Source organism: Arthrospira sp. PCC 9901 (assembly GCF_059013425.1).
This window is the reverse complement of sequence record NZ_CP102296.1, coordinates 4,946,417-4,965,029: the sequence shown is the minus strand read 5'-3', so window position 1 is coordinate 4,965,029 and position 18,613 is coordinate 4,946,417. Positions and strand designations below refer to the sequence as shown.

Below are 18,613 nucleotides of genomic sequence, written 5' to 3'. Positions count from 1 at the left end.
AGGTTTATCCTCAACCCTTCTCGCTTATTATACCGTATTGCCCTAAAATATTAACCTAATTTGAGATTAAATCATGCTCTGGAGAGAACTTTTTTCTGATGGAAAATTCTTGAGAGTGATTCTCAAAGGCTGGCTCAAGCGACTATCTCGTTCGGTTTAATACCCCATACTGAGATGCAGTGCGTCGCCACGGGTCTGATTGGTGAGCTTCAGCACAGCTCTAGCATAGGCATTTACTAACTTACCCGAGGCTGAATCCAAGATTACAGCGCGGGCTTCCTACCCACCAAACCCGCATATAGCAGTTTTCCCCTACTATTGCGTCTTACGGTTTGGCGATCGCCTTCGCCCCGCGTCCCACAGGTCAGAAACATGGAAGTACAAATGTTGTGTTTGTACATAGCTTGGTTGTCGCTATTTACTGCCATGCCAGGTGTATATATCACACCATACACTATATGTATCAGTTTTAACAGAAGAGGCAAATCTGTCAAGTGATTGTATACTATGGGTACAGTGCGAAACGTTCAGGCATGAAATAGGGCTGAAATGCCCGAAATAAACGCCTGGTAGGGACTTCAACCCCTTGGTTGAATACAAGGAGCGCACTCCTGACCATCCCTATAACTGTTTATATGTCCCGACGCTTAGAGGAATCTAAGCAAGGCAGGGAACTCAAGGTCATAAACGAACTGAGAAATCAGGGAGTAGAGAGTGACGGCGATAGCCACCCCCAGTTTCAGGAATCACAACCCTGGGATTGAAGCGGGGAACGGAAGGCGTGAAGTAGAACCTACTACCAAATGCGACCACTGCCAACCATCCATGACTAAGGAAATCTGAATGTTCCGACTTGAACCATCGTAAATAGTAAGTAGCGAAATAGGTTGACACGCTGCGCTCAAAAGAGTAAGGGGAAAAAGAAGGATAATTGTGCCAATACCTTCACAGACCTTTAAAAGTACCCCGGTGGATAGGACAAGTCTAAAGATGGAATGCCCATATAAACGGAACGTTGTAACCCCTTCTAGGCTCTGATAATCTTGTCGAGTGAGTCAGTAGTGAAAGTGTAAGCGCAAGCCTATTAGGGGGTAAGATGTGACCAGAAGCCAACGCCCGACCGTAATGGTAGGGATATGCTAACGGGTCACGGTTTGATTGCATGGATAGAGCTGAGTAGGAGTCAATATGACGAAATCGAGAGAAGGTAAGGGATTCGACAAACGAAGACCTACTAAGACTACGAATGTATGGAGAAGTATCAAATGGGCTAAGGTTCAGCGGTACGTCTTTAAGCTCCAAAAGAGGATATACCAAGCAGCTAAATCGGGACAGGACGCAAAGGCACGAAGGTTGCAACGTCTATTGGTGAAATCATATTATGCCCGACTCTTAGCAGTACGGAGAGTGACCCAAGATAATCAAGGCAAGAAAACAGCCGGTGTCGATGGAATAAGAGCAATCTCACCAAGACAAAGACTGGAACTTGTTGAGAGTATTAAAGGAAACTTCAAAGCAAAACCACTGCGACGGGTGTGGATACCAAAACCTGGAAGGGATGAGAAACGCCCTCTAGGGATACCCACAATCCAAGATAGAGCGAGGCAAGCCTTGGTTAAATCGGCACTTGAACCCGAATGGGAGTCAAGATTTGAAGGCACGAGCTATGGGTTCCGTCCTGGACGGTCAGCCCATGATGCAATAAGCAGAATTTATACTGCGATAAACCAGGGACAATACTACGTTCTTGACGCTGACATAGCAAAATGCTTTGACCGAATAAACCATGATTACCTACTGTCCAAAATTCATTGTCCAAGCAGCCTGAGGAAAGACCTGAAGCAATGGCTCAAAGCGGGTGTACTGGATAACGGCGTATTTGAGGATACAGAAACAGGGACACCACAAGGAGGGGTAATAAGTCCAATACTCGCCAACATCGCACTGGATGGAATGGAAAGGTTAGTTAAAGAAATGTATCCAAATAAAGGAACAGCCATTCAGGTGAACCTTATAAGATACGCTGATGACTTTGTGGTGATATCTCCATCACTCGAAATCATTGAACAGTGCAAAACTGCAATCTCCAAATGGTTAGAGCCAGTTGGGCTAGAGATAAAACCTGAAAAAACCAGGATATGCCACACTCTCAATCCCATTGAGTATAATGGCAAAATGGAGAACCCAGGGTTCGACTTTCTGGGGTTCAACATCAGACAGTACCCAATAGGAAAGTACAAATCTGGGAAGAATCCAAAAGGGAAACCGCTAGGATTCAAAACACACATCAAACCCAGCAAGAAAGCAGTTAAAGCCCATACAGAAGTGATTAAGGGTGCAATCAAACAACATAAAACAGCACCCCAATCAGCCCTGATTAACAGGCTAAACCCGATAATCCGGGGTTGGTCAAACTACTATTCAGGGGTTGTCTCAACAGAGACCTTCAACAAGCTAGACCATACAGTCTGGTTAATGCTAAGGGCATGGACAGTATCAAGATGCGGAAAGGCGAGCCATGAAAAGCTGAGTAATTACTTTAGACCGGGGACGGTCAAACTCGGCAAAAGGAAAGAAAGACATGAAGCTTGGATGTTCCAAACCAAAGATGGGTTACATCTATATAAACACAACTGGACACCAATTGTCAGACATACCCTAGTACGCCCAGACGCAACACCATACGACGGAAACTGGACTTACTGGGCAACCAGGAAGGGACAAGCAATCGATACGCCAACAAGGGTAGCCAAACTACTCAAAAAGCAAAAGGGTAGGTGTACCTGGTGTGGGCAATACTTTACCCCGTCAGACTTAGTTGAGGTCGACCATATTGTACCTCGAAGCCAAGGAGGTAAAGACGAGTACAAGAATCTTCAACTACTGCACCGCCACTGTCACGATGATAAGACAGCTCTTGATGATGAGATGTTGCTGTACTCTTAACAGAGAGGCAGTCAGACCAGGAGCCATGTGAAGGGAAACTTTCACGCACGGTTCTGAATGGGAGGGGATGGAGGTGACTCCATTCTCGACCCCTAATATTATTGTATCTGCTAACCACCCACGACCCATTGAGAGTAAAAGTCAGCCATTGCGGGGGCTTCCCAACTCTGGTACGGGTTTGTGCTAAACGGGGACAAATCCTAGAGGATACGGTGCGGGGATGTCACTATGAAACTTAAAAGTCTGATTCCGGTGTCTGTTTGGGTTATAGGTTCGCTGTTTTTGACTGTTGAGACGATCGCCATCTCCGGTCCCCCCCATAGCAATATACCCGGTTCCTGCGATGACATCAGTTGTGATCAATTGTTCCACACTTTATCAGAAACTTGGCCGGAGTTTAATCTAACTTGTGAAGGCGATCGCATTTTATCCCTACAGGTGTACGAACATCGTAATGGGGGGCGGCGGGTGGTGCTGGTTTGTTGGAATCGGGAAGTTGACGACTACGGCGCACGAGAAGGAAGTTCCCTCATTACCCTGCCTTTTCCCGGAGAAGAAAATCGCTTTCTTAGCAGTTGGCCAGATGATCAACCATCTGCCCAAGAATTGTTAAATACCTATCCCGAAGAAATTAAAAATGTCCGGTTTCATTGTGCGATCGAAAGTGGGGATATCAATATTTTGGTTTCGGAAGAACGACAGGAAGCCGACCTGCAATGTTACTTCCAGGCTGGTGTAATTTTAGTAGACATAGATGGGGATTATGTGTCGGACGGGGAGAACAGCAGGGGGACGGGAGTCGATCGCATTTTAGGAACTTTTCCACTGCCTTAATTATCTACAATTTGCCGACATATTTGGAGAGTTTAGTCAAAGGTTAAATGCTGAATTTTCTGTTCAGGAACTCCTAAACCCCGCAGCAGAATATAGGTGATAATTTGATGTCCGGCGTGGTTAGGGTGGATACCGTCACGGGTGAGAATATTTTGCGATCGCCCTCCATAGCGCTGATAAGTCATGATAATATGGCGGAAGGGGGTATGTAGGTCAAGAAACTGTACTTGATGTTGAGCAGCCACATCTCGCATAGCATTAATATATTCAACCATACGGATATTTTCGCGGCTGTTTAAGTCTTCATAAATAATCGTAGGTGACAGTAGCAAAACCCGAATATTTCTGGCTCTAGCAGCCTTGACCATCGCGCTTAATTTTTGGCGATAGACTTCTAAAGGAGATGGGTCTGTTTCGGATTCAGAAGATTTATGAAAACTTTGCATCACATCATTAATTCCCACATTAATCACCACTAAATTGGGTCGGTGTAAGAGTACATCTTGATTAAATCTAGCTTCTAAGTCAGTGGATTGATTTCCCGAAACTCCCGAGGGAATAATCTCAATAGACTCTCCCGGATACAGAGTGTTAATGTAGCGTCTGAACAACCACACATAACCGCCATATTGTCCTCCGGCTTGGGTGATACTATCTCCGACCACCACAATTTTATTAGTGCCGCTGAGGGGACTTTGCTGTTGTTCAGAATCAGGTTTTATCGGCTCAGGAATAGCCACAGAAGTCTCTAAACCTATAATCGTAACTACCATTAAAAACGGTAATGCACAATAGCGTTTGAGCCGGGTTAAAGATGGGAGAGTACAAATAGACAGCCTAGCCATTATTTTAATCAAAGCACAAAAAACTATCCCCTATTCTATAATAAGGGTGTGATATTTGCATGGGGTGGTAAACCCATGGGATTGCTATCGTCAATTTTTAACAATTCACATATAGGATACTCAGCGATAACAGTACAGTTACGACCCTGATTTTTAGCTTGATAGAGAGCCTCGTCAGCCTGAGCGATTAAACTATCTACAGATAACTCAGAATGGGGAATTTTGCAAGCGACCCCCAGACTGACGGTAACATAATTACTACTTTTAGAACTGGGGTGAGGAATACGGATATTTTCGACTTGCTTACGGATACGTTCAGCCACTTTCATCGCACCGTTGATGGGTGTATTCGGGAGAATAATAGCAAATTCTTCGCCACCATAACGAGCCACCAAATCTACTGAACGTTGAATAGCGCCAGAAATTGCTCTGGCTATTTTGTGTAAACAATCATCTCCGGCTTGATGTCCGAAGGTATCATTATAGGGTTTAAAATAATCTACATCACAGAGAATTAAAGCTATCGGTTCTTGTTCTCGACAGCAGCGATGCCAATTATAGGCTAAATATTCATTAAAGCGGCGACGGTTAGCCACTTGGGTTAAGTCGTCATACAGAGCGAGGCGTTGTAATTCTTGGTTAGTTTTTTTGAGGGCAATTCTTGACCTTTCTAGGGCTTCTTCGGACTTCTTGCGTTCAGTGACATCAGTTTGAATACCAATAAAATTAGTTAATTCCCCCCGTTCATTTCTCACGGGAGAAATAAACAATTCATTCCAGAATATTGTACCATCTCGGCGATAATTTTGGAGAACGACGCGGCATTCTTCTTCTTCCGCGATCGCCCGTCGAATATCATCTAGGGCGGGTTGATCTCGTTGGTTTCCCTGAAGAAATCTACAGTTAGAACCGAGGATTTCATTAGCTGCATAACCCGTGAGTCTTTCAAAGCCAGCATTCACATAAATAATAGGATTATCTGGTTGATTAGGGTCAGTAATCACCACGCCATTTTGGGTAGCGGCGATCGCTTTTTCTAAGAGTTTTCGCCGTGCTTCTGCTACCTGGCGATCGTGTAAATATATCTGACTGAGGCGGATCTGTTCTTGGAGGGATTGATTTTGCAGTTCCAGTTGTTTTTGCAGTTGATAAAGTCGCAGTTGTGTATTAACTCGGATCAGGACTTCTGAGTTATGAAAAGGCTTAGTAATATAATCTACACCGCCCACTTGAAAACCCGCCATAATCGAGTCAATATCATTAAGGGCGCTCAAAAAAATAATCGGGACTTTGCTAGTATTTTCACTGCTTTTTAAATGGCGACATAGTTCATATCCACTCATCCCAGGTATGCGGACATCAAGCAATATTAAATCTGGCAATTTAGCCTTAACAGAAGTCAGAGCCATCTCGGCATTAAGAGACTGTCTAACATTATAACCAACCTGTCGAAGCAAAGAAGACAAAAGATGCAGATTTTCCGGCTGATCATCAACCACCAAAATATCTGCTTTCAAGGTTTGCTCTGAAATACTACCCATCATATTTAGAGAGTGAAGTCAGCTAGTTCATCCATAATGGAGAACACCCACGCTACGGCTAATTTGATGCCTCCAACCCTAATTTCATCCATAGTTCATCCTTAATACGGCCCAAAATAGAGGCTTGATCCAATGATAACAGAATCCGCCTCACTACTGCTTTAGGCTTATCGTCTCCCCAGGAAGCGCCGTTAGCGAGATAGGTAGTTGTGACCTGACCAATACCATAAGTAGAGACCCCCGCCACCGCCGCCTGAGTAACAGCAACAGACAAATAGGGAGCGAGGGTTGCGCCCCCGGTAGCAGGCGCTGTAACTCCCAGAAAACCTTTAAGGGAACTCAGACCCAAATTAGTAATCAGCTCACTGGCTCCAATACCGCCCATACTGAGGGCAATTTTCTGGAGTAAATCTAAAGCTCCCCGTTGGGTCATAGGGATGCCGTAGAGCTTGGATAAGGTTAAAATCAGGGTGATATCAATAGCCACCCCACTAAGCAAATCAATAGCAGTGAGGGGATTAATAGCGATCGCCACTGCCTTAGTAATGGTAGCATTCCAGATCACACTACGGGCTTGATCGGCGCGAATTTCCAGTTTGCGCTGCACCACCTGCTCATTAACATCTTCCGCATAGAGCATAGTATTAAGGGCGATTAAAGATTTCCCCTCCCGGTGTAAGATATCGAGAATCTTTAATTTGAGGTCATTAATTTGAGGCTCCCCTCGGTTCAATTGAGTTTGAAAACTACCATCAGGGCGGCGCACCGCCGAAGCCACCAAGGGAGAAGCGGCTACCATGACAATTTCATCAGGAGAGAGTAATTCCCGCACTCTCTCATCCCTAATTTTTTCATAAATAGCTTGGCGATCGCCAGGGGGATATTGATCAATCTTATTAAATACCAAAAGCATTGGTTTTCCGGCATCTCGGAGCCAGGAGAGGGCTTGATATTCCACCTGGGTGATATCGCCGGCAATCACAAATAATAATAAGTCAGCTTTTTCCGCCACCTGACGCGCCATTTGTTCACGGGTTTGACCGTCAACCTCATCAATACCGGGTGTATCAATAAGTTCCACCTGAGAGATACGATAAGACATTGCGCCCGTGAGGTGTTCACCTTCCACCTGCCAGGGTTTAGCCTCTGTAGTGCGAGTAATACCATGGGTGGGACCCGTAGCAAATACCGTTTGACCCAATAGGGCATTCAAAATCGAAGATTTCCCACGTCCCACCATACCAAAAACAGCAATTTGTATACAGGTATGCTCTAGTTTATCAAGCATCTGTTGTAAGCCACTGAGATCAGATTCGAGTCCCTGACGTTCTGAGGAGGTCAAGTCGAGATTTTTCACCAAGTCCCGCAGGACATCTTGAGCATGACGCAGGTTTAACTCAGCCTCAATATCAGCAAAAGTCGAAATAGTATTGTCTAGTTCTTGATCTATGCTCATCGGAAACAATGGGTAGAGAAACCCAGGGTTGACAACAGTTGAGGGATAAAGTAAACGGGTTCTGCTAACTCCGCAAAACCCGTCTCTCTATTATTGTGGCTTATTCTGAAGCTGCTAAAAACTGATGTTCATCTTTACTAATAATCCCGCTTAAAACCTCCGCGCTGTTTATTGTTTTCTCTCGGTCTGGCTTTATTGACTTTTAGAGAACGACCCATCCATTCCGCCCCGTCGAGGGCCTCTATGGCTTTAGTTTCCTCATCTTCGTTAACCATTTCCACAAAGCCAAAGCCCCTTGAGCGCCCAGTTTCTCGGTCTGTAGGGATCATTGACCGTTTAACTGTTCCGTATTGAGCAAAAACTTCGCTTAAATCATCTGGGGTAACGTCATAGGACAGGTTACCGACGTATATCGACATGGAATGACTCCAACATTAACACGCTTGACATAACTCAGTTTCGGAGCAATACCTGCCGACACAGAATAGGCAGAATCTGTAACTAGATCTGTAACCGTTTGGGAAGTACAGAACCGAAGCTGACTCACGCCGACAATTCTATCACAAAATTTCTGATCGACAACAATGATTTTGATCACTATGCGATCGCCTTTTCTTTCCCCTGTTCTTTGGTTTCCCTAGCGAATAAAGGACAGGTCAACTTTGCCAAAATTGGTAGTCAAAGCCACATTCAAGTTTTCCAGAACCTTCACCAGCCACTCTAGCCCTTGGGTAGAGGATGATTCATAATGCTTGAATAGCACCGAGAACCGTTTTTCTAGGGAAGGCTTCACCTGACGACACAGCAGCACAATTTTCAGTAACAAGCTGACCATAAGGGTCGGACCAATATTGGCAATCAGATCGATAAATACAAAATGCTGAGGTTTTTGGGGGCTTTCCACCACCAGAAAGTTTAACAGTTGAGAGCAGGTTCTTAACATTAAGAACTCACTAAAAGGTTGATCATCACTTTGGGGGATAGTATTTTGTAACTGCTTATACAGTTTTTCGTAAAATTGTCGGTTCAGGTAACTTGACTTAAAAGAGTTATCACGGAGGTATTCATATAAATCGGATTTAAACTCCCTAAAGGTTTGGTTATAATTGCTATGGGAGATAAAACTATGGGCTAGGTCTCGATAGGTATTTGACCCTTGAACTTTACCGACAAATTGTTGCAGAGCAAAAAATAGCTCCTTGTCGCTCAGGAGTGTCGGGTTAGTCGCAGTAATGGTGGCGGTAGCGGTCTGTTCTTGTCCTTTAGCAGAGCGCGCGTTTTGTCGCATTTGATACAACGCATATTTAGACAATTCCAGTTCAAATTTTTTCTGCTTCTGTAGCTTAATTGTCTGAATCATTTGTTGATGTTCGTAGGGACTATCATCGCTAATTAGACAATATCGGTATAAGTATGGATAACGGGGAATTAGGGTTCTCAGGGGTTTAGTCTCAATTAAATTTGGGCTAGACTGTAATGGCTCGCACAAAACTTCAGCAAAGCGTTTCATAGTTTGATACTGGGGGCTAGTTCGGAATTTGTTAACTAAATACGATAGTTGCTGAATGTACCGGGACTTGATAGCGGAAGGCGCAGCGGAAACTGACTTTTGGCTATCAAATAGATGCACCAAGCGATAAATGACTTGTCGGCGTTCTGGGTTGGCGTGCCATCTGTTGATCAGAATGTAGCAGCATCGGTTGATGATAAAATTAAAGTCACCCTCAATGTGTTTCGCCCGTAACAACTTCCGCATCACTTGCACTATGTGATGATCCGGGTAGCCTGTTCCTTGAATAAAAAGCAGACGAAAGCGCTCAACCAGGATATCTGTACTTTGGGTTTCTACCTGCTCTAGCCAGTGATTATATAGTTCCTGTTCTTCGGGGTATATCGGTCGATTATGACGATCGCCTGGTATATTATTCATTGAACTCAGGGTTGTATAGTTGCGATGGCAAACTTAGACTGCACGACCAAGTTGATAATTGGGGTTAATCTGAACCCAAACATTATCATGATTTTGGGGCTAACTGCCACCATGGTAATCTTGACTATACCCTCTGGGTTATTGCCCAAATTACCTCTGGTTACTGATTCCTATTGATGGGAGTAGATGCGATAAATTATGTCTGAGCTGTTTACCCTGACCCAACTGTTGCAGATTTTAACAGTAAATGGGGAAGTATCCTGTGATTTGTCTACTAACTTCCCTGTGATTGGTATCACAACTGATACTCGTACCCTCCAACGGGGAGAGGTGTTTGTGGCATTGCAGGGCGATCGCTTTGACGGACATGATTTTGTCGTGGCGGCGATCGCTAAAGGTGCCCTTTGTGCGGTGGTTAATCGGGAATTTGCTGTCTCTCACCCGGAATTTCCCTTAATTCCAGTGGCTGATACTTTACAGGCTTATCAGACCCTCGCACGCAGTTGGCGCGATCGCTTTTCTATTCCTATAATTGGCGTGACGGGTTCCGTGGGAAAAACTACTACTAAAGAACTCATTTCCGCTGTACTTTCTCATCATGGTAAGGTTCACAAAACCTTCGGTAATTACAACAACGAAATAGGAGTCCCGAAAACTCTCCTAGAACTTCGCTCGGATCATGATTTTGCTGTCATTGAAATGGCTATGCGCGGACCGGGAGAAATTGCTGACTTGACTCGCATAACCCGTCCTACGGTGGGGGTAATTGTCAATGTGGGAACTGCTCATATCGGCCGTTTGGGTTCGGAAGATGCGATCGCTCGTGCTAAGTGTGAATTGCTGGCGGAAATGCCGGATACATCAATCGCTGTGCTTAATCATGATAACCGCCGCCTCATGTCAACCGCGACTCAAGTTTGGTCGGGAACAACTATTACCTATGGTTTGGAGGGGGGGATTTTACAGGGGGAATTATTAGGACATGAAACTATCCGCGTGGCAGGTATAGAGTTGCCTTTACCTTTACCGGGTTCCCATAATGCCTCTAATTTTTTGGCGGCTTTGGCTGTGCTTAGGGCGATCGCCGGTTGGGAGATTTCCGCCGAAGAACTTTATGCACCACTAGGGACAGGTTTATCGATTCAAATGCCACAGGGACGGGCTAAACGTTACCACCTTGCTCAGGATATTCTGTTGTTAGATGAAACTTATAATGCAGGTTTAGAATCGACTTTGGCGGCGTTAAAATTGTTGGCGGAAACTCCCGGTAATCGTCATATCGCAGTGTTGGGTACTATGAAGGAGTTGGGTGAGCGATCGCTTCAATTTCATCAGCAAGTTGGGGCGGAAACTCAAAGGCTAAATTTAGATGGTTTATTTATTTTGGCTGATTTGGCTGAGGCTCAAGCTATGGCTGAGGGCGCTATGGGAATCGATTTTATTGATATTCAAGACCTCGGTTCCCCCCAAGCTCATCAACTGATGATTGACAAGGTTCTCGCATTCCTTAAACCGGGCGATCGCGTTCTGTTTAAAGCCTCTAATTCTGTCGGAATGAACCGCGTTGTAGAAGGGGTGCGATCGCAATTAATCATCAACCATTGAAGATTACCCTATACAGCCCTCCCAGTCACCTTTTCCCCCTTTCGGTTCGCCTACCATGCACAAAATGTCGTTTTTGTCAAGAGGGGTCAAAAAAGGCGATCGCCTCTCTCCGAAAAACTCGTGCATCGTGATTTTTTATTTGTGCTGGGAGAATAACTTTTCGCGCGACCGAATGCGGGTTGTAGCCGATATTTTGGCGAGTAGACATAGTAACCCCTTGGGTGCGATTTATTTGATGGTAGCACAACCCCCATAATCTCGTCAACTTTTTGAGAGCTATTCGCGATAAAATCGTAACAATTCTTAATAATCTTGAGAAGATTAAATTTATCTGGCGGGATGAATTAGCATAAGTTATGTAATTAGCAGACCAGACATCTTTGGGGGGATAATTCCAGAGTCTGGGGAAAGGTTTAACATTGGAAGGTAATAGTTGACCCCCTTTGAGGGACCCAATCATGTATGCAGTCATTTCTCCCGAAGAGATTAAACTACCAGCAGGCAGTGTCGTCAAGCTACCGGGAACCTGGCAGGAGTATCAGACATTATGTTTGAGCCGGGGTGACGGTTCTATTCCCCGAATTAAGTATCGTTCTGGAGAAGTGTTGCTGATGTCTCCCCTACCCAAACACGGACGAGATGCCAGTCTAATTGCAGACATCATCAAAGTCTTGCTCGATTGGACAGGGCGGGAGTATGATTCGTTTACTCCAGTGACGATGGAACTGCCAGAACAAAGCGGCATCGAACCGGACTATTGCTTTTATATTAACCATTGGCGTGCAGTTTCGGGTAAGGAACGGATTGATTGGTGCAACGACCCGCCGCCGGATTTAGTCTTGGAAATCGATGTCACCAGCTATTCAGATGTTCTGGATTATCTCCCCTATCGAGTCCCGGAGGTGTGGTTATTTCGTCAACAACAACTGTGGATTTACCAACTGCAAGGGGATGAGTATCAGGTGAAATCCCAAAGCCAATACTTTCCAGAGGTGAACGTTGGTGATGTCGTGGCTGGATGTTTAGAAATTGCCTATCAGCGTAATACCAGCGCCGCTATTCGTGACTTAAAGCACCAGTTAGGAGTATTTTAGCCTCCCACTACCGTCTCAGGACGGGCTATGCACAAAATGTCGCTTTTGTCAAGACCAGTCAAAAAAGGCGATCGCCTCTCCACCCAAAACTCGTGCATCGTGATTTTTTATTTTTGCTGGGAGAATAACTTTTCGCGCGACGGAATAGGGGTTTTAGCCGATATTTTGGCGAGTAGACATAGTAACCCCTTGGGTGCGATTTATTTGATGGTAGCACAACCCCCATAATCTCGTCAACTTTTTGACACCTATTCGCGATAAAATCGTAACAATTCTTAATAATCTTGAGAAGATTAAATTTATCTGGCGGTATGAATTAGCAAAAGTTATGGAATAGCCCACCAGACATCTTTGGGGGGATAATTGTTGATTAGAGATTATCCCACTCTTGAGAAACTGCAGTTTTTTGAGATTGTAAAACCTCAGTAAATTCAGCCCAATTGACTTGTTCTACTGGCAGGTCATCAACTAACTCTCCCTGGTGAAGATACCAAACCCTAGTGGCGAACTGACGCGCAAAATCAGGGTTATGAGTAGCGACGATCGCCATATTTTCCCCCTGGTAAAAATCGGTTAAAATTTGTGCCAAACACTGTTGCTGTTGTGGGTTAAGGTTAGCCGTCGGTTCATCTAATAACAGGATATCCGGTTGAATAACTAAACCCCTAGTCAGAGATATCCATTGTTGCTGTCGGCTGGAAAGTTGCACCTCAGTTAGGGCTAGAATATCGGGGGGAATGGCTAACCTTTCCACCCAGAGATTAACCCGTGTGGTCAGTTCATCTTCCGACATTTTTCGCAACCGTAAGGGATAAGCGATCGCTTCCGAAACCCTCATCCCCAAAAGTCTGGGTTCTGGTAAAACCAAGGTGATTTTTTGGCGTAACCAAACCGGGTCAATATTTTGATAATTACTCTCCCCGAAATACAGGCAACCACTACAGGGAGAGATTAGCCGATTAATTAATCGCAGCAACAGACTTTTCCCGGACCCAGCAACTCCCATTAAAGCAATGCGATCGCCTGGTTGAACACAGGCAGAAATATCGAGCAACAGAGGTTTGAGGATAATTGGAGATTTGACAGAGACCTGCTGAAGTTTTAACATCAATTCCCACGGGTTAACTCATGGACTCGCCGCCACTGTTCATCTGTGACCTTAAAATTGGTACTGTTGGGGGCGCGAATCACCAACAGGGTTTGGAGGATGGGATCTTGTTTACAGTCAGACCGCAGTAGGGGGTTATCTAATAGCTTGGTAGTGAATTTGATTTGCGCGCAGGGTTTATAACCTAAGCGAGTTTGATCAATCCAGTAGTTGCGATCGGGAACTTCTTGGAGAGGTTCTGCGGGTGCGATTACTTCCGCAATGGCATATACTCCGGCGGCGGTTCCGGCTTTCCAAATTAATACACCATCCCCCACGCTGATATCTTTACGGTAGCGGGTGACTAACCAGGGCATTTCCTGGAAATCACGGATACCATCAAGCACCCGATAATATTTGGGATTACCTTGGAATAGCCAGTATGCCATTAAATTCCGCTCTCTCTGTTCATTCAACACTCCCACCCGACAATATTGCCATGGGGGATGATCTGATCATACATCTGATCAGCGTTGGGGAAGGTGAGAATTTAACCTAAGCGTTAAAGACGTTGACAATTGTCCAAATATCGACTAGGATTAACAGGAGGGTACAACAGAACAGAATTAAATACATCCAGGGCTGAGATAAAGGCCGCACATCAGTAGTATCAATTCCGGTTTGTTGTTGCGCGATCGCCACTAACTTCCCAAAGCCAGCAATTCGCATGGGTAGCAAATAACCTTCCCCGGACTCACTCACGAAATAATAAACTAATCCCCCTTGTCCGGTGGTCCTCGGACGTAGCGATCGCACCTCTGACCAACTTAAACACCAACCCCGCCGCCAAAACACTCGCACCCACCTCGGATAGGTGACTTCAATAGTGCGATCGTTCACCACTACTCGCTCACTCAGCGCCCCGTAGACAGCCACACCCCCCCCTAAAATACCCCCCCACAACACCTGGGGAGAAATGGGTGTATCGGCGACGATAGCTAGGAATGGTAGCGGAATCATCAACGCACCATACAAACTTAGCAAGGTTATTCGCACAATTGGGGAAATACGAAAAACCACATTTTCTGATAATGCTATCTCTTCGACATCCATCATTTTTGTAATACCCAATCAGCCAGCAGACATTTATATGGTGCATCAATTTTTCCTACTCTGGTGCGTCAGTTGGAGATACTCTGGTGATGATTCCGATTATCTCGGTCTGACGCACTCTAGGGGTTAATCAACAGAACTCAAAGCCGGAGTTGTCAAAACTGAGGGCTTTCCTTCAGAACTGCGACCTGTGATCCGTTCGTGGTAAGCTAGGGCAGCGGCACTGGGGTGGACTTCATCAATAGGTGGGAGTTCTTGGTCAATTTGCAGACGATCGCAGGGAATCTTATCGGATAGAATGGCACTAGCCATTTTTCCTGTGTGAATCTCTAACAGGGCTTCTGGTATAGCTTCAAACACCAAACGCTGACCGGGGAAGACCACCCGTTCAAAATACCAATTAGGGACATTGCTAATTCTGGCAATCTGAATATTGCTAGTAGCGTTAACGTAGCAGCAGAGAACTCGGCCAGGACTGTTATAGGGTAGGGGATCAAGAATTTGAGCCATGTTAAGGAGTATTGCAATATGAGTTTTGTATACAGCCAAACTAACATTTTGCGATCGCTATTGGTTGTAATCGCGACTACCAATCGATCATGATTTTTCCCTGTAACCTACCGACTCTCATATATTCTACGATCCCCCCATCTGGCTCAAGTGAAGCGATCGCAGCCAATTAACCAGCCCTAGACAATGATTGTAAGATGAAAACAGCCAGCTATATTGTTAAGTTATATTAATAAGCAACCCATTCACTCATTTAAAATCATGGACAAAAAAATCCTATACGTTCGCCTCCCCTGCAACCCCATCTTCCCCATAGGGGTAGTTTACCTAGCAGACCATGTACATAAGCTATTTGGGTCTGTAGACCAGCGAATCTTTGACCTAGGGACTGTTCCCCCCCTAGACTATAGTTTAGCCCTCAATAACTGCATTGACGAGTTCCAGCCGACACTGTTAGTATTTTCGTGGCGGGATATCCAAATTTATGCTCCCGTGGGCGGACGGGGCGGAAATCCTTTGCAAAATGCCTTTGAGTTTTACTATGCCAAAAACCCCCTAGTTAAGTTGCGGGGTGCTTTCGGAGGATTACGGTTAGCAGTATCCTACTATAACGAACTGTGGCGTAATACCAGTTTAGTGCGGCAGGGACTCAACCGAGCCAGACGCTATCAACCCCAAGCACGCGCGGTAGTAGGTGGCGGCGCGGTCAGTGTGTTTTATGAACAATTAGGGGAGAGTCTCCCTGATGGCACAATTATTTCCGTAGGGGAAGGAGAGGCTTTATTAGAAAAATTATTGAGGGGTGAAGACTTCAGCAATGAACGCTGTTATGTGGTCGGACAAACTCAACCGCGCGATCGCATGATTCATGAAAAACCGACTAATATTGAGAAAACCGCCTGTAACTATGATTATATCAGCCAAGTGTGGCCGGAGTTTGACTACTATTTTCAGGATGGGGATTTTTATATCGGTGTTCAGACTAAGCGTGGTTGTCCTCACAACTGCTGTTATTGTGTCTATACCGTAATTGAAGGTAAACAGGTGCGGATTAATCCCGCTGATGAAGTAGTCGCAGAAATGCAGCAACTTTACCATCGTGGAATCCGTAACTTTTGGTTTACCGATGCTCAATTTATCCCCGCCCGTCGATTTATTGATGATGCCGTAGAACTGCTACAAAAAATCCTTGATGCTGGCATGAATGATATACATTGGGCGGCGTATATTCGGGCGGATAACCTCACCCCCCAATTGTGTGAACTGATGGTTAAAACCGGAATGAATTACTTTGAAATCGGTATCACCAGCGGTTCCCAGGAATTGGTCAGAAAAATGAGGATGGGCTATAATCTGCGTGTAGTATTAGAAAACTGCCGAGATTTAAAAGCAGCAGGATTTAATGATTTGGTGTCTGTTAACTATTCGTTTAATGTGATTGATGAAACCTTTGACACCATCCGTCAAACCATTGCTTATCATCGGGAATTGGAGGCGATTTTTGGGGCGGAAAAGGTGGAACCTGCCATCTTTTTTATTGGCTTACAACCCCACACCCATTTAGAAGAATATGCCTTTAACAACGGTATACTCGATCGCAATTATAATCCCATGAGTTTGATGCCTTGGACAGCCCGGAAACTTCTATGGAACCCGGAACCCTTGGGGTCTTTCTTTGGGGAGGTCTGTTTAGAAGCCTGGAAACGGAACCCTAATGATTTTGGACGGGGAGTGATGGATATCCTAGAAGAACGTCTGGGGAAATCATCCCTAGAAGAGGCTTTGAGTGCGCCTGTCCAAAGCGATCGCCCTGCTGACAAACAACTGGTCAAGGCAGGTTAAAATCATTCACAGTGTCGGATAGTGGGCGATTTTGCCCACTTTCTTCGTAGAATAGCAACCATCAACCCTAATTTCTGATTATGCAACTCAAACGCTTAGGCCATGTAGCCATCTGTGTCCAAGATATTCAGACCGCGGCCAGTTTTTACCAAAATTTGGGTATGGAATTAGTATGGCAAGATAGCGATTGGGCTTATTTGAAGGCGGGAGATGATGGACTTGCCTTGCTGGGTCCAGGTTACAACCAAGCCAGATCCCATTTTGGGTTTGTGTTTAGCGATCGCACGGAAATAGAAACAGCCTATCAGCAATTACAACAACAAGGGGCAGAAATTACCCCAATTCACGAACACCGAGACGGTACCGCCTCCTTTTACGGTCGCGACCCGGACGGTAACGCCTTTGAGTATCTCTATGAACCCATCAAAAAAGGTGATAATTGAGTGATTTAATCATCCCTGTTTCCGTGGGTAGGTTAAGAGTTAAACAGTTCAGCCAAAAATTATATGTTTTTCAGAGCCAGATTAAAAAGTTATAGGCGATCGCCCCTAGCGGCTTGGGCAGAAATAGACTGGTTATTATTAGTCGCCTGTGTCGCCCTCACCGTATTAGGCGGCATCATGATCCGTAGTGTAGAAATCACCCAAGGACTGACAGACTGGTGGCAACACTGGATCACCGGAGGTATAGGATTAATCCTGGCGATGATAATTGCCAAGAGTAACTACCAAACACTAATCAATTGGAAATGGATAATTTATATTATCGTTAACCTCTCCCTGATTGCCGTTCAATTAATCGGAACCACAGCCCTAGGAGCCCAACGCTGGATTAATATTGCTGGTTTTCACGTCCAGCCCTCCGAATTTGCCAAGGTGGGGATAATTATTGTTTTGGCAGCACTTCTGCACGAGGTCAAGATACCCAGCATTCCAGACACCATCAAAATGCTGATTATCGCGGCTGTTCCCTGGGGGTTAGTATTAATTGAACCCAACCTAGGAACCTCCCTAGTCTTTGGTATGATTACCCTGGGAATGTTGTATTGGGGCAATGTCCATCCCGGTTGGTTAATCCTGTTATTGTCCCCGATTATATCAGCTATTTTAACAACAGTCTATCAACCTGCTGGGATTATTTGGGCTGTAGCCATGGGGTTTGTAGGCTGGTGGAGTTTACCTTTGCGGTGTGTGACCGGACCTCTCGCCTTGGGTATGAATTTGGGGGCCGGAAAATTAGGAGATATTTTCTGGGGGTTTCTGCAAGATTATCAAAAGCAGCGACTGATTGGCTTTTTAAACCCAGAGCAAGACCCCCTAGGAGCAGGATATCACTTAATTCAATCTCGCATTGCCATTGGTTCGGGACAGTTATATGGCCGAGGTTTGTATCAGGGAACCCAAACTCAGCTAGATTTTATTCCCGAACAGCATACCGACTTTATCTTTTCTGCCATTGGGGAAGAATTGGGGTTTATCGGTTGTATTATTGTTTTGGCAGTGTTCTGGATAATTTGCCTGCGATTGGTGATTATTGCCCAAACTGCTAAGGATAGTTTTGGTTCCTTAATTGCGATCGGGGTATTGTCAATGTTGATGTTCCAAGTATTTGTAAATATTGGCATGAATATTGGACTAGCACCAGTTACAGGTATCCCTTTACCATTTCTCAGCTATGGGCGATCGGCACTCCTAAGTAATTTTCTAGCCATGGGATTAGTAGAATCCGTTGCTAACCACCGACAGCGAAAACGAATTTTCTAGGCTTACCAATTCCTGGGGGTTCTTTGTCGGATTCAGTCAGCAAGTCC

Annotated in this window: 19 protein-coding genes; 8 read left to right on the top strand and 11 right to left on the bottom strand. The window is 45.1% G+C overall.

Features of this window, described 5'->3' with window-relative positions; all coding sequences use genetic code 11:
- Window positions 1–263: 263 nt before the first annotated feature.
- Window positions 264–428, bottom strand: coding sequence for a hypothetical protein (locus NLZ44_RS22060; protein ID WP_493751170.1), 165 nt, complete (start codon window positions 426–428; stop codon window positions 264–266).
- Window positions 429–1,188: 760 nt separating this feature from the next.
- Here NLZ44_RS22060 and ltrA point away from each other — a divergent pair.
- Window positions 1,189–2,946: a group II intron reverse transcriptase/maturase gene (gene ltrA, locus NLZ44_RS22055; RefSeq protein ID WP_493751169.1), complete on the top strand. Its 1,758-nt coding sequence runs from the start codon at window positions 1,189–1,191 to the stop codon at window positions 2,944–2,946.
- A gap of 228 nt (window positions 2,947–3,174) precedes the next feature.
- Window positions 3,175–3,780 (top strand): hypothetical protein, encoded by a 606-nt coding sequence (locus NLZ44_RS22050; protein WP_493751168.1) that lies wholly within the window; start codon window positions 3,175–3,177, stop codon window positions 3,778–3,780.
- 32 nt (window positions 3,781–3,812) lie between these two features.
- Here NLZ44_RS22050 and NLZ44_RS22045 read toward each other — a convergent pair whose 3' ends face one another.
- The 5 genes from NLZ44_RS22045 to NLZ44_RS22025 all read right to left on the bottom strand — a co-directional run bounded on the left by NLZ44_RS22045 (window position 3,813) and on the right by NLZ44_RS22025 (window position 9,552).
- Window positions 3,813–4,625 (bottom strand): SGNH/GDSL hydrolase family protein, encoded by an 813-nt coding sequence (locus NLZ44_RS22045; RefSeq protein ID WP_315686481.1) that lies wholly within the window; start codon window positions 4,623–4,625, stop codon window positions 3,813–3,815.
- Between the two features lie 35 nt (window positions 4,626–4,660).
- The gene (locus tag NLZ44_RS22040) at window positions 4,661–6,169 is read right to left on the bottom strand and encodes a diguanylate cyclase domain-containing protein (RefSeq protein WP_315686483.1); all 1,509 of its coding nucleotides are present in this window, start codon (window positions 6,167–6,169) and stop codon (window positions 4,661–4,663) included.
- A 55-nt stretch (window positions 6,170–6,224) separates the two neighbouring features.
- Window positions 6,225–7,622: a GTP-binding protein gene (locus NLZ44_RS22035; RefSeq protein ID WP_315686485.1), complete on the bottom strand. Its 1,398-nt coding sequence runs from the start codon at window positions 7,620–7,622 to the stop codon at window positions 6,225–6,227.
- Between the two features lie 137 nt (window positions 7,623–7,759).
- Window positions 7,760–8,041 carry an RNA-binding regulator gene (rbp, locus tag NLZ44_RS22030; protein ID WP_006670338.1) on the bottom strand — a complete coding sequence of 94 codons (282 nt, stop codon included), beginning with the start codon at window positions 8,039–8,041 and terminating at the stop codon, window positions 7,760–7,762.
- A 218-nt stretch (window positions 8,042–8,259) separates the two neighbouring features.
- Window positions 8,260–9,552, bottom strand: a complete 1,293-nt coding sequence (locus tag NLZ44_RS22025; protein WP_493751167.1) for a Sll1247 family protein — start codon at window positions 9,550–9,552, stop codon at window positions 8,260–8,262.
- 198 nt (window positions 9,553–9,750) lie between these two features.
- Between NLZ44_RS22025 and NLZ44_RS22020 the strand changes: the two genes are divergently transcribed.
- Complete coding sequence (locus NLZ44_RS22020; protein WP_493751166.1) at window positions 9,751–11,157, top strand: UDP-N-acetylmuramoyl-tripeptide--D-alanyl-D-alanine ligase; 1,407 nt, start codon at window positions 9,751–9,753, stop codon at window positions 11,155–11,157.
- 76 nt (window positions 11,158–11,233) lie between these two features.
- Here the strand turns inward: NLZ44_RS22020 and NLZ44_RS22015 are convergent, their stop codons facing one another.
- Window positions 11,234–11,365, bottom strand: coding sequence for a hypothetical protein (locus tag NLZ44_RS22015; protein WP_315663997.1), 132 nt, complete (start codon window positions 11,363–11,365; stop codon window positions 11,234–11,236).
- 250 nt (window positions 11,366–11,615) lie between these two features.
- On the opposite strand from NLZ44_RS22015, the gene NLZ44_RS22010 reads away from it, so the two are divergent.
- Together NLZ44_RS22010 and NLZ44_RS22005 are read left to right on the top strand one after the other, a co-directional pair.
- The gene (locus NLZ44_RS22010; protein WP_493751165.1) at window positions 11,616–12,251 is read left to right on the top strand and encodes a Uma2 family endonuclease; all 636 of its coding nucleotides are present in this window, start codon (window positions 11,616–11,618) and stop codon (window positions 12,249–12,251) included.
- Window positions 12,252–12,278: 27 nt separating this feature from the next.
- Complete coding sequence (locus NLZ44_RS22005) at window positions 12,279–12,479, top strand: hypothetical protein (protein WP_493751164.1); 201 nt, start codon at window positions 12,279–12,281, stop codon at window positions 12,477–12,479.
- A gap of 142 nt (window positions 12,480–12,621) precedes the next feature.
- On the opposite strand, the gene NLZ44_RS22000 is transcribed toward NLZ44_RS22005, so the two are convergent.
- From NLZ44_RS22000 to NLZ44_RS21985, 4 genes are all read right to left on the bottom strand, one after another.
- Complete coding sequence (locus NLZ44_RS22000) at window positions 12,622–13,359, bottom strand: ABC transporter ATP-binding protein (protein ID WP_493751163.1); 738 nt, start codon at window positions 13,357–13,359, stop codon at window positions 12,622–12,624.
- On the bottom strand, window positions 13,359–13,787 hold the full coding sequence (locus NLZ44_RS21995) for an EVE domain-containing protein (RefSeq protein ID WP_006625378.1): 429 nt from the start codon (window positions 13,785–13,787) through the stop codon (window positions 13,359–13,361). The genes NLZ44_RS22000 and NLZ44_RS21995 overlap by 1 nt, the downstream gene beginning before the upstream one ends.
- A 106-nt stretch (window positions 13,788–13,893) precedes the next feature.
- Window positions 13,894–14,454 (bottom strand): hypothetical protein, encoded by a 561-nt coding sequence (locus tag NLZ44_RS21990; RefSeq protein ID WP_493751162.1) that lies wholly within the window; start codon window positions 14,452–14,454, stop codon window positions 13,894–13,896.
- Between the two features lie 123 nt (window positions 14,455–14,577).
- Window positions 14,578–14,961: a DUF1830 domain-containing protein gene (locus tag NLZ44_RS21985; protein ID WP_008051205.1), complete on the bottom strand. Its 384-nt coding sequence runs from the start codon at window positions 14,959–14,961 to the stop codon at window positions 14,578–14,580.
- A gap of 261 nt (window positions 14,962–15,222) precedes the next feature.
- On the opposite strand from NLZ44_RS21985, the gene NLZ44_RS21980 reads away from it, so the two are divergent.
- The 3 genes from NLZ44_RS21980 to rodA all read left to right on the top strand — a co-directional run bounded on the left by NLZ44_RS21980 (window position 15,223) and on the right by rodA (window position 18,566).
- On the top strand, window positions 15,223–16,803 hold the full coding sequence (locus NLZ44_RS21980) for a photosystem II high light acclimation radical SAM protein (protein ID WP_493751161.1): 1,581 nt from the start codon (window positions 15,223–15,225) through the stop codon (window positions 16,801–16,803).
- Between the two features lie 80 nt (window positions 16,804–16,883).
- Window positions 16,884–17,246, top strand: a complete 363-nt coding sequence (locus tag NLZ44_RS21975) for a VOC family protein (RefSeq protein ID WP_006625373.1) — start codon at window positions 16,884–16,886, stop codon at window positions 17,244–17,246.
- A gap of 63 nt (window positions 17,247–17,309) precedes the next feature.
- A complete protein-coding gene (gene rodA / locus NLZ44_RS21970) occupies window positions 17,310–18,566 on the top strand; it encodes a rod shape-determining protein RodA (RefSeq protein ID WP_493751160.1) in 1,257 nt (418 codons plus the stop codon).
- Window positions 18,567–18,613 lie beyond the last annotated feature (47 nt).